The sequence below is a fragment of the Staphylococcus condimenti genome (assembly GCF_001618885.1).
GTDB classification, from domain to species: Bacteria; Bacillota; Bacilli; order Staphylococcales; family Staphylococcaceae; genus Staphylococcus; species Staphylococcus condimenti.
The window spans coordinates 147,009-159,462 of the sequence record NZ_CP015114.1; the positions used below are offsets into that span (position 1 = coordinate 147,009).

The window sequence follows — 12,454 nt, forward strand, 5'->3', positions numbered from 1 at the left end:
TAAATATGAAAGCTGTATTATTTGATGTTGATGGTGTATTTTTAAGTGAAGAACGCTGTTTTGATGTCTCAGCATTAACAGTGTATGAAATTTTGATGAGCCAGCAATTTTTAAAATTAATGCCGACTGTCGAATTTAATAAAATTGCAGATAGTGATATTACATTGATTCGTCAAGTTGTTTTTGATCAAGACAAAATATTAAATGCAATGAAATCACGAGGTTTGAATTCAAACTGGGACATGCTATTTATCGCTTTATCGATTCATTTGATTGATTTGTTAAAAAATGTATCGCCCGAAGAAAAAGAAGCTTTTTTGACAGCGCATCCGTTTACTGATGTGACGATTCAAGATCTTGGAGAGTGTTTAAATGACCATAATCTAGATTTTGTTAAACCCCTGGATTTTTTGGAAAATGCTGAAGCAGGAAAATCACAAATTTATCGTGATTTAAGAAAGTATGCTGAACAAGAATTGAATACTACTCATACTGAATTGTTTGAAATCAGAAGCCCATTATGGGAAATTGCTCAAGAAGTATATCAAGAATGGTATTTAGGACACCGTCTATATCGTAAAGTGGAAGACAAAACACCACGTAGTGATTTTAAAACAGGTTATATCTATCAAGAAGCAGAACTAGCGCCTATTGACCAAATTCAAGAATTGCTTAGTGATTTGAAAAAAGCAGGTTATCAACTTGCGATTGCTACTGGGCGTCCTAGAACAGAAACTCTTGTTCCTTTTGAAGATAAAGGACTTGCTTCATATTTTGATTCTCACCATATTGCTACTGCTTCTGAAGTTTTATTAGCTGAAGAAAAGTTTCCAGAGTTAAAACCTCTAGGCAAACCTAATCCATTCAGTTATATTACTGCTTATAATGGTAATAATGAAGCGAATTATCGAGAATATGCTGAAAATCAAAAAAATGTATTTTCTAAAAAGGAAATATTTATAGTAGGGGATTCTTTAGCTGATTTATTCAGTGCAGATACGACAGATGCAACTTTTATAGGTACATTAACAGGATTAAAAGGTAAGGCGGCGGAAAGCGAATTGACAGCACATCAAGCCGATTATATTGTTGATAACGTATTAGATATTCGAAAAATATTGTTATAGAAAGTTAAAACCAGCTAGGTAGATTTTTCTACTAGCTGGTTTTTTAAATGGTTATTTACTTAAATCAACAAATTGAATATTTTTAAATCCGTCAATTTGGAAAAGTGCTTTGATGATGTCTTCAGAAACTGTATGGTCTACTGAAATAATCATCATTGCATCGCCGCCTTCTTCAACACGACCTAAATGCATTGAAGCAATATTAATATCATACTCACCTAAAATTTGTCCTGTTCTACCTACAATACCAGGTCGGTCTGTATGATTAATAATTAATTGGTATTTAGCAGGTTTAAAATCGACAGGATAGTCATTGATTCTTACAATACGAGGGCCGTAGCCATTTAGAACTGTTGCACCAACTGTAACGACTTGATCGCGATTAATCATTGTTAGTTCGATGTAATTATTAAATGAACGTGATTTAGCATCTTTTTCAACATTATAGACGACATTTTGTTCGTTTAATAAGAAAAGTGAATTTACAAGATTTGCACGATCGCCTAAATCTTGAGATAAAACGCCTTTAGCAATAGTACGTGTCAAAATATTTGTATCTTCTTTAACAAGTTCACCACTGAATTTAATTTTAAGTTCGCGTGGTGCTTTTCCAAGAAGTTGAATGCAAACTTTACCGGCCATATCACAGAGATCAATATAATCTTGTAGTTCTTTATCTTCTTCGCCGAAAATCATTTTTGGTGCATTTATAGCATGACGTACATTTCCAGTATGGAAAAATTCTGCAATTTCATTAGATACTGAAACAGCAACCTTTTCTTGTGCTTCTACAGTAGAAGCGCCTAAATGCGGTGTTACAATCACTTTATCATGTTTAGTTAATGGTGAATCAGTAGCTGGTTCATGAGTGAATACATCAATTGCAGCTCGAGCAATTAACTCTTTATCTAACGCCTCAACTAATGCTTCCTCATCTATAATACCGCCACGTGCTACATTAATGATTTGCAGTTGCGGTTTTGCTTGTTCAAAAAACTCTTTACCAATCATACCTATAGTTTTAGCAGTAAGAGGGGTGTGAACTGTGACAAAATCAGCCTTTTGAGCAATTTCTTCAACAGATGCACGTTCAATATCTAATTCTTGTGCTTTTTCAGCAGTTAAATATGGATCAAAAGCAATAATTTTCATGCCGAAACTTTTAGCACGTTTAGCTACGCCTAATCCAATTCTACCAGTTCCAATCACTCCTAAAGTTTTATGATAAAGTTCAGTACCCTTAAATTGTGAACGATTCCATTTTCCTTCTTTAAGAGATTGATGTGCCATAGGAATTTGACGCGCCATTGCTAAAATCATGGCCATTGAATGTTCTGTAGCAGATATTGTATTTCCGTCCGGTGCGTTAATGACTAAAACTCCGCGTTTTGTTGCTGCATCTTTATTAATATTATCAACACCAACACCTGCGCGGGCAATAATTTTTAAATTATCTGCTGCTTCAATGACATCTTCTGTAACCTGAGTTTGACTTCTTACAATTAAGCCATCATATGCTTTGATTTTATCGATTAGTTCATCTGGAGATAGTGATGTATCTATATCTACTTCAAATTGTTCATCATCTAATAAAGTTTGTAACCCTTCTTTAGCGATAGGGTCTGATACTAAAATTTTATACATATTCTTTAACCACCTCTAAATAAGCTTTTGTTCCTTTTCCAATATATGACTCATTTCGTAATTCAGTTAATATGACTTCTAATGCACTTACGCATTGTAAAATATCAGCAGTATCAATTGTCCCTAGATGGCCGATACGTAAGATTTTTCCTTTTAATTTTCCTTGACCGCCAGCAATAGTAATATTGAAGCGTTCTAATAATTGATTTTTAATAGAGGAAATTTCCTCAGATGTAGGTGGAACAAAGGCTGTAACAGTAGGCGAAGCATGTTCATCATCTACAAGTAGTGGTAAATCTAAAACTTTAAGTGCAGCCCGTAGTCCATCACGTATTACATAATGTCTTTCGATTACTTTGTTGAATCCCTCGTCTTCAACAAGCTCTGCATAAGCTGCTACGCCTTTATACAAATTGACATTTGGTGTGAAAGGAGTAGAATTTTTTTCAGCAGAAGCAATATATTTATTAAAATCTAAATAAAAGCGCGGTGTTTCTACTTCAGCAAAACGATCACGTGCTCTGTCAGAATATGCAGCAAATGCTAATCCTGGCGGCAACATCAAAGCTTTTTGACTACCTGCAACTAATACATCGATATTATCTCGTTTAAGATTGACATCTACTGCACCTACACAGCTGACACCATCTACTACAAAATAAGTTTCTGGATATTTTTCATGTATAGCTTTTCCTAATTCATGAATAGGATGGACTACAGTCGTTGATGTCTCACAATATTGTGAATAAACGGCTGTTACATTTTTTGGTAACGAGTTTAAATAATCCATAAACTCATTTACGTTAACTGCTTCTCCCCACGTTACATTGTAAACATGAACATGATTGAAATAGGTTTCAGCTATTTGCTTGAAACGATTTCCAAACGCCCCAGAAACTATAACAACAACATGGTCATCTGGATTAACTATATTTACCATGCTCGCTTCTAAAGCACTCGTACCACTGGATGTAAATATAAGTACGTCATTTTCTGAACCGAAAACTGGCTTCAACCCTTTATAAGCCTTTTCAGCTACTTTCTCAAATTCTTTTGTACGATGACCAATCATAGGTTCTTGGATAACACGTTGAATACGTTCCGGAATCGGAGTTGGTCCCGGTGTTAATAACAATGGATGATGATACATATAGATTTCCCCCTAACAACAAGATTGTTTCATTTTATCAAATATTCTGAAAATAAGGAAGTGAATTTCAGTGCAAAAATAGAGTATTTGAAGCAATTTAACAAAAATATTATATGTAATCGCTTTCATTTTGGGGGATAAATATCAGTTGCTGTTTTAGATAACTTTATTAGGAATTAATATCCAATTTATAAAAAGGATGGCCAAGCAATACAGGTTTTATTTCGCATGACCATCTTTCGTGATTTATAAAATTGTAGGTTCGATTTTAATTTCAACATTGCCACGTATGGAATTTGAAATCATGCAGTTGTTATCTGCAATTTTCAGTAATGAATTGAGTCGTTTTTCAAGGTGTTCTTTTTCAGAACTATTTACTGAGATTTGTGGCTTATGGGTGATACGCTCCATTTTAAACTTACCATTGTTTAATGAAGCAGTACCTATGGATTGCTGATTGATAGAAACAGAAGTGAAACGTGCACGTTCTAAGGCTGCAGCTAGTGAAATAATGTAGCAAGAAGAAGCAGCTGCCACAAGCATTTCATCGGGATTAGTACCTGCACCTTGACCGCCTAATGAAGCAGGAATCGAAATTTCTTCGTTAATTACATCACCTGTAGCGCGTCCAACTTCATCACGTCCGCCACTCCAATGAGTGTTTACAATAAAATCATGTTCTGGCATTTTTCTTTTACCTCCAAATTATATATGATAAATTGTTTTTAAAGTCTATTACCAAAAAGGATGAATTACATGAATAAAATTAAGCCTGACGATGAACTTAAAATAATCGCACATCGCGGTTTTAATATTGATTATCCTGAAAATACGCTGCTCGCTTATAAAGCGGCTTTAAATTCAAATGTCGATATGTTGGAAATAGATGTTCATCTGACAAAAGATCAAGAACTAGTCGTGATTCATGATGATAAAATAGATCGTACATCTAATGGTACGGGTTATATTAAAAATTATACATTAGATGAATTGAAAAGCTATGATTTCGGGCTGTGGAAGGATAGTACTTTTGAAGGTACGAGAATCATGACTTTTGGTGAGGTTGTCAAACTTGTACAAACATATGATATTACCTTGTTGATAGAAATAAAAAAAACAAGTCAGTATCCTAATATTGAAGAAATATTATTACGCGAACTAAAAGAATACCGCTTGAGCCCAGAACGTGTCATCATACAATCGTTCGATGAAAAGAGCATGCAAAAAATCGCTGAAATAACACGGGAGTATGAATTAGGGTTGCTTTTAAGTAAGAAGAAATATTTAATGAGAATGCCTAACTTCAATAAAATTGCTAAATTCTGTAAATATGTAAACCCGAATTATCAATTAGTGAACCGTAAATTTGTTGAGAGGGCACATGCGCATCGTTTAGAAGTAATGCCTTATACAGTCAATAACATTGAAGAAATACAAAAATTAATTGATTTTGGTGTAGATGGTATTATTACTGATGGTCCTAATTATTATTTCGAGTTAGACTAATGAATTAATTTAATGTATTATAAAATTATCAAAATAACAGGAGGAAGAGAGAAGGGCATCATGTAATCACATTGTATTTCTTTCCTCGATACATTGATATGGATATCAATATAAAATTTAAAGACAAAAAAGAATTAGCAAGTTGGATTATTGTAATTGTTAGCGTAATGATTTACAGAATTATTAAAACTAAAAAGAATAAGTAAGAGGGAAAAGCGAGAAAACTAGAAAATAGTTTCTCGCTTTTCTCATTTTTCAGATTGGATTTACATCAAAAAAACACTGCCCTCCAAGAGGAAAGCAGTGTTTGAAAAATTCTATTATTTACCTGAGTAGTACTCAACGATAAGTTGTTCGTTGATTTCAGCAGGCAATTCGCTACGTTCAGGAACGCGCACGAAAGTACCAGATAATTTTTCTTCGTCAAAGTCTAAGTATTCAGGAACGAAGTTGTTAATTTCAACTGATTCTTGAATGATGTCTAGTTTTTGAGATTTTTCTCTAACTGAGACAACTTGACCTGGTTTTAAAGTATAAGATGGAATGTTTACACGTTTACCATCTACTTCAATATGACCATGACCTACTAATTGACGAGCTTGACGACGAGTACGTGCTAAACCTAAAGCATATACTACAGCGTCTAAACGTCTAGCTAACAAGCGCATGAAGTTTTCACCATGCACACCAGATTGTTTACCAGCTTCGATAAATGTATTGTGGAATTGTCTTTCAGTAATTCCATACAAGTAACGTAATTTTTGTTTTTCACGCAATTGAATTGCATATTCTGATAATTTTTTTCTTTGGTTAGGACCGTGTTGTCCTGGTGCGTAAGGGCGTTTTTCTAATTCTTTACCAGTACCGCTTAAAGAAATACCTAAACGACGAGATTTTTTCCAGTTTGAACCTCTGAATCGAGCCATATTAAGACTCCTCCTTTTGTTTTTTTGAATTTGTTATGAAAAAACAAAAAAGAGTGTTGTATGCTTATCAAGATATGTTGTTTTATGTGTCCTCGCCTCATAGCTACGGTTACACGGCACGTCCGCATTGGGAACAACATAGCGCCTAATAATATACAACTGCTACTTTCGTTAATTCACACAAAGAGTATTGTATCATTTACACGGTTAAAGTCAATACATTTATAGAAAATAGTAGAATCTATTGTGTTATTTCACAGTTTGAGCAATTTGTTTTTCTAATATCTTCATGATGGATTCTAAACCTGTTTGATCATCAGCTGTGAAACGCCCTTTAATAGGTGCGTCAATATCTAATAATCCTATCACTTCTCCGTTACGATGCATTGGGATCACAATTTCAGATTGACTGCGTGCATCACAAGCAATGTGACCAGGGAACGCCTGTACATCATCTATACGCTGTGTAATATCTTTTTCAACAGAAGTGCCGCATACACCTTTACCGATTTGAATTGGCGTACATGCAGGTCGTCCTTGGAAGGGACCTAAAATTAATTGACCATCTTCGATTAAATAGAAACCTAACCAGTTAATATTAGATAGATTTTCATTTAATAATGCAGAAGTATTGCTTAATAAAGTTATCATATATTTTTCGTCAGCGTTCAAACCTTCAAGTTGCTGCTGGATAGATTTATAATTGGTAGTAGTTTGAGTCACAAATAAGACCTCTTTTCCATCTGGAATTTCTCATATTATAATATGTTTTAATAAATTATTTCAATTCAAACTGCTTTTTAGGTCAAATGTAAGGAGATTGTTATAAGAAAGTTAAGATTTTTATTTTAATGACACGCAAAATTACGCTATAATAAGAAGTGATTAAATAGGAGGAGAAAACAATGGCACTGTATATCATTTTAGCAATTATCATCATAGCATTGGTAGTTGTCGGTATCATGTTCTATCTCCGTTCTTCAAAACGTCAAGTGGTTGAGCAAACGGAAGAGCGCAAGATAGAGGTTGAAAAACTAACTTTAGATGATCGTTTGAGTGAGTTGGACGGTTTAAATCTAAAAGGGGAAACACAACAAGAACACGACCGCTTAAAGCGCGAATCATTAAATAATACTAATGAAAATTTAAGCCCGGTTGAAGAGAAAATTCATAACGCTGAGGAAAACTTTGATAAGTTTAAATTCTCAGCAGCCCAATCAGAACTTGACGATGCAAATGCATTGTTGGATCGCTACGAATTGAAACATAGTAAACTTTCAGAAGAAGTTGACAATATTCTTGCTTTACATAAAGATAGCGATCGACTTTATGAAGAAAGTAAGAATAACTATCGCGAGATGAAGCGTGATGTGCTCGCTAATCGTCATCAATTTGGAGAAGCAGCAGATCCGCTTGAAAAAGAAATCGAATCATTTGAGCCAGAGCTGATAAAGTATACAGAGCTTAAAGAGGATGGGAATTATCGTCAAGCTCATGAACATATCGCTACTTTAAATGAAGACATGAATTATTTGAAGAAAGATATGGAAGAAATCCCAGAATTAATTCGAGAAGCGCAAAAAGAATTACCTGGTCAATTCCAAGATTTAAAATATGGTTGTCGTGATTTGAAAGTAGAAGGTTATGATTTAGATCATGTGAAAATTGACAGTACGTTACAGACTCTTAAAACAGAATTAAGTTTTGTGGAACCGATGATCAGTCGTCTGGAGTTAGAAGAAGCCAACAATAAATTGATTGGTATAAATGACCAATTGGATGAAATGTATGATCTTATCGAACATGAAGTTAAAGCTAAGAATAAAGTGGATGAAACCAAAGAGGTCATTACAAGTGATTTGTTCAAAGCGAAAGATATGAATTATACACTTCAAACTGAGATTGAATATGTGCGCGAAAATTACTATATTAATGAAACAGATATCCAAAATGTACGTCAATTTGAAAATGAAATTCAAAATCTAATTGCTGTATATGATGAAATTTTAAGAGAAATGGCTAAATCAGCTGTTCGATATAGTGAAGTTCAAGACAATTTGGCATACATCGAAGATCATGTACAAGTGATTAATGAGAAACAAGAAAAACTTCAAAATCATTTAATTCAATTACGTGAAGATGAAGCAGAAGCAGAAGATAATATTTTACGTGTACAATCTAAAAAAGAAGAAGTTTATCGACGTTTACTGGCTTCGAACTTAACAAGTGTACCTGAACGATTTATTATCATGAAAAATGAAATTGATCATGAAGTTCGTGAGATAAACAGTCAATTCAGCGAGCGTCCAATCAATGTAAAACACTTGAAAGATAAAGTTACAAAAATGGTACTGCATATGAATAATTTTGAAAATGAAGCAACAGATGTACTTGTTAATGCAGTACTAGCTGAAAAATTAATTCAATACGGCAACCGTTATCGTAAAGATGACAGCAGTATAGACAAGAGCTTGAATGAAGCGGAACGTTTATTTAAAAACAACCGTTATAAACGTGCAATTGAAATTGCAGAGCAAGCATTAGATTCAGTTGATCCTGGCATTTCACAACGTATTGAAGACGAAGTGATTTCACAAAACCAATAGCGATATCCTAAAATCCTGAGGCTAACTTAAGCTTCAGGATTTTTTGTGTATTGAGAAATTACTGATGTATGGTAAAATATAAAAATTGGAAGTGAGACGGAACAGAAATAGAATTAAATTAAGTGGAAGTGACTTATAAGTGATTTATCTAGATAATGCAGCAACAACAAAACCTGCACAAGATGTATTAGATACGTATGTTAAAGTGAATCAAGATTTATACTTTAATCCCAACAGCCCACATAAAGCTGGCTTACAAGCAGAACAATTATTGCAGCAAGCTAAAGTACAAATCGACCAAATATTAGGACTTGAAGATCGCTTTGATATCATATTTACAAGTGGTGCGACTGAGTCCAATAATATGGCGTTGAAAGGAGCAGCATATAATAGAAAGCCTTATGCTGATGAAATTATCGTTTCAGTAATTGAACATCCATCTGTATTAGAAGTTATGAGACAACTAGAAGAAGAAGGATTTAAATTAAAATATGTCAAAGTTACTAAAGAAGGTAAGATTGACATAGAACATTTAAAGACATTGATGAACAATCGTGTTGGTTTGGTCACATGTATGCAAGTGAATAATATTACAGGCCAAGAACAACCCATTGCTGAGATTGCAGAGTTGTTAGAGGATTATCCAAAAGCGCATTTTCATGTTGATGCAGTACAAGCAATTGGCAAAGTTGCGTTAACTTTTAATCGTGTAGATAGCATGAGTTTCAGTGGACACAAATTTAATGGGTTAAAAGGGCAAGGATTATTATTAGTACGTAATATCCATAATCTTGAACCTGTTATCCACGGCGGCGGACAAGAATATGGATTGAGAAGTGGTACAGTAAATCTTCCTATAGATATTGCGATTGTTAAAGCATTAAAACATGCTGTACAGCATCGTGATGAATTAAATACACGATTACGTAATTATAATGAGGATTTACGTCACTTCATGCAAAACTATAAAGGTGTGAAAATAAATTCACCACAAAATAGTGCACCTCACATTTTAAATGTAGGATTTGATGGCGTAAAAGGTGAAGTGCTGGTTAATGCGTTTTCTAAACTAGATGTTATGCTTTCTACAACAAGTGCATGTTCTTCTAAACGTGGACATTTGAATGAGGTGCTCTTATCTATGGATATTTCAGAATCGCGCATCGAAGGAAGTATCCGTATTTCTATGGGCGCTTTAACCTCTGATGAAGATATAAAGAATTTTAAAAAAGCATTCGAAACAGTATATGAAGAAATGAAGGAGTTGCTAAAACCATGATGTATGACCATATTTTAGTCAGATATGGCGAATTAACGTTAAAAGGTGCAAACCGCAAAATGTTTGTGAACAAATTGCGTTCTAATGTTAAACAAGCGTTAATGCCGCTTCAAGGCTACAATGTAAAAGCAAATAGAGACAGAATGTATATTGAAGTAACAAAAGAAGCAGACATCGAGGAAATGATGAGACGTATCAGTAAAGTGTTCGGTGTCAAATCTATCAGTCCGGTTATGAAAATCGACAAAGATGTAGAAACAGCAAAAGCACAAGCGAGCGACTTTGCGAAAACATACGCAGAAGGTGACTCTTTTAAAATTGATGTGAAACGTTCAGACAAACAATTCCAATATGACACATATCAATTACAACGAATTCTAGGCGGTGCAGTTTTAGAAAACAATCCGCAAGTACATGTCAATGTACGTCAACCAGATCATATAATCAAAACAGAAGTACGTTTAGACGCGATTTATATCTATGATCGTGTGATTGATGGTGCAGGAGGATTACCGGTTGGAACAGGCGGCAAAACTCTATTAATGCTTTCAGGTGGTATTGATTCTCCTGTAGCTGGCATGGAAATTATGCGTCGCGGTGTAACAATCGAAGCAATTCATTTCCACAGCCCGCCATTTACAAGTGAAAAAGCTAAAGAAAAAGTTATTGAGCTGACTCGTATTTTAGCTGAACATGTTGGTCCGATTAAACTGCATATTGTACCTTTTACAGAAGTACAAAAACAAATCAACAAAGTAGTCTATGATCGTTATACAATGACTTCAACTCGTCGAATGATGATGCGCATTGCAGATAAAGTTGTGCATAATATCGGCGCAGATGCTATTGTAAATGGAGAAAATTTGGGTCAAGTTGCCAGTCAAACACTCAAGAGCATTTATGCAATCAATCATGTAACAACAACACCTGTTTTAAGACCGTTATTGACGTTAGATAAAGAAGATATTGTCATTAAAGCGAAAGCATATGGTACTTATGAAACGTCTATTCAACCATTTGAAGATTGTTGTACTATTTTCACGCCGAAAAATCCGGTTACTGAACCAGATTTTAAAAAAGTTGAAAAATATGAAGGGGTTTTCGACTTCAGTGAAATGATTGATCGTGCAGTTAATAACGTTGAGACAATTGAAATCACTAAAGATTATCAAAGTCAAAAAGATAAAGATACTGAAACGTTAATGCAAGATTTATTTTAAAATTTTTGTACTAACTTCGTTTCAACAAAGGGGATAATACAACATGGAATGGGACATAACTTTAATTATTGTTGTCATTGTATTTGGATTCCTAGCTGCTTTTATTGATTCGGTTGTGGGAGGCGGTGGATTGATTTCTACACCTGCTTTATTAGCCATCGGTATGCCGCCAGCTGTAGCATTAGGGACTAATAAATTAGCAAGTTCATTCGGCTCGCTGACAAGTGCATTGAAATTTATCCGATCAGGTAAAGTGGATTTAAAGATTGTCGGCAAGCTGTTTCCTTTTATATTCATAGCAGCAGCAGGCGGTGCAAGTTTAGCATCATTTTTACCTGCATCAGTTTTAAAACCGCTTGTTATAGTAATTTTAACAGTGGTAATGATTTATACATTGATGCGTAAAGACTGGGGCAGTATCAGAACATATCAAAAGCTCTCACCAGGCAAAGCCTTTTTATTTACTATCGTATTGTTGTGTATCGGATTTTATGACGGTTTTTTAGGCGGCGGTACAGGATCATTTTTCCTATTTACATTATTAATAGTCGGTTTTGACTTTTTAAGTGCAGCAGGCAATGCGAAAGTTTTAAATTTTGCTTCTAATATTGGAGCATTATTGCTCTTTATCATTTTAGGAAAAGTGGATTATGGCATTGGATTATTGATGGCAGTAAGCATGATAATAGGCTCTTATGCTGGCGCACAATTTGCTTTGCGGCAAGGTGTCGGTTATGTTAAAGCGTTGTTTGTAATAGTTACAAGCGCTTTGATTTTGAAAAATATATATGATTATGTATATCAATGGTTGTCATAAAGTATAGAAGATGTCTTGAACTCGTAATGAGTTGAAGACATCTTTTTTAATAGGGCAGTGTATATATTGTTTGTACAGGAAATAGAGGCTTTATGGGTTGTTCAGTTATAAAAAATATATCTGTACGAACCATAATCATTGGTCATCTAAGATTGATATCGTTATAATTAGGGTAGTAG

Annotated in this window: 11 protein-coding genes; 6 read left to right on the forward strand and 5 right to left on the reverse strand. The window is 34.3% G+C overall.

The window, feature by feature from the left end; translation table 11 throughout:
• Positions 1-5: 5 nt before the first annotated feature.
• Positions 6-1,127, forward strand: coding sequence for an HAD family hydrolase (locus tag A4G25_RS00860; protein ID WP_047131901.1), 1,122 nt, complete (start codon positions 6-8; stop codon positions 1,125-1,127).
• A gap of 51 nt (positions 1,128-1,178) precedes the next feature.
• Here the strand turns inward: A4G25_RS00860 and serA are convergent, their stop codons facing one another.
• The 3 genes from serA to A4G25_RS00875 all read right to left on the reverse strand — a co-directional run bounded on the left by serA (position 1,179) and on the right by A4G25_RS00875 (position 4,608).
• A complete protein-coding gene (gene serA / locus A4G25_RS00865) occupies positions 1,179-2,771 on the reverse strand; it encodes a phosphoglycerate dehydrogenase (RefSeq protein WP_047131900.1) in 1,593 nt (530 codons plus the stop codon).
• Positions 2,764-3,921 (reverse strand): pyridoxal-phosphate-dependent aminotransferase family protein, encoded by a 1,158-nt coding sequence (locus tag A4G25_RS00870; RefSeq protein WP_047131899.1) that lies wholly within the window; start codon positions 3,919-3,921, stop codon positions 2,764-2,766. Before A4G25_RS00870 ends, serA begins: the two co-directional genes overlap by 8 nt.
• 246 nt (positions 3,922-4,167) lie before the next feature.
• A complete protein-coding gene (locus A4G25_RS00875) occupies positions 4,168-4,608 on the reverse strand; it encodes an SACOL1771 family peroxiredoxin (RefSeq protein ID WP_047131898.1) in 441 nt (146 codons plus the stop codon).
• A 69-nt stretch (positions 4,609-4,677) separates the two neighbouring features.
• On the opposite strand from A4G25_RS00875, the gene A4G25_RS00880 reads away from it, so the two are divergent.
• Positions 4,678-5,427 carry a glycerophosphodiester phosphodiesterase gene (locus tag A4G25_RS00880; protein ID WP_047131897.1) on the forward strand — a complete coding sequence of 250 codons (750 nt, stop codon included), beginning with the start codon at positions 4,678-4,680 and terminating at the stop codon, positions 5,425-5,427.
• Between the two features lie 320 nt (positions 5,428-5,747).
• On the opposite strand, the gene rpsD is transcribed toward A4G25_RS00880, so the two are convergent.
• Both rpsD and A4G25_RS00890 read right to left on the reverse strand, forming a co-directional pair.
• Positions 5,748-6,353 carry a 30S ribosomal protein S4 gene (gene rpsD, locus A4G25_RS00885; protein WP_015900571.1) on the reverse strand — a complete coding sequence of 202 codons (606 nt, stop codon included), beginning with the start codon at positions 6,351-6,353 and terminating at the stop codon, positions 5,748-5,750.
• Between the two features lie 249 nt (positions 6,354-6,602).
• On the reverse strand, positions 6,603-7,076 hold the full coding sequence (locus A4G25_RS00890) for a GAF domain-containing protein (protein WP_047131896.1): 474 nt from the start codon (positions 7,074-7,076) through the stop codon (positions 6,603-6,605).
• A 182-nt stretch (positions 7,077-7,258) separates the two neighbouring features.
• Between A4G25_RS00890 and ezrA the strand changes: the two genes are divergently transcribed.
• The 4 genes from ezrA to A4G25_RS00910 all read left to right on the forward strand — a co-directional run bounded on the left by ezrA (position 7,259) and on the right by A4G25_RS00910 (position 12,275).
• Complete coding sequence (ezrA, locus tag A4G25_RS00895; RefSeq protein WP_047131895.1) at positions 7,259-8,959, forward strand: septation ring formation regulator EzrA; 1,701 nt, start codon at positions 7,259-7,261, stop codon at positions 8,957-8,959.
• 139 nt (positions 8,960-9,098) lie between these two features.
• A complete protein-coding gene (locus A4G25_RS00900) occupies positions 9,099-10,238 on the forward strand; it encodes a cysteine desulfurase family protein (RefSeq protein WP_047131894.1) in 1,140 nt (379 codons plus the stop codon).
• Complete coding sequence (gene thiI / locus A4G25_RS00905; RefSeq protein WP_047131893.1) at positions 10,235-11,458, forward strand: tRNA uracil 4-sulfurtransferase ThiI; 1,224 nt, start codon at positions 10,235-10,237, stop codon at positions 11,456-11,458. Before A4G25_RS00900 ends, thiI begins: the two co-directional genes overlap by 4 nt.
• 43 nt (positions 11,459-11,501) lie before the next feature.
• Complete coding sequence (locus A4G25_RS00910) at positions 11,502-12,275, forward strand: TSUP family transporter (protein WP_047131892.1); 774 nt, start codon at positions 11,502-11,504, stop codon at positions 12,273-12,275.
• Positions 12,276-12,454: the final 179 nt, after the last annotated feature.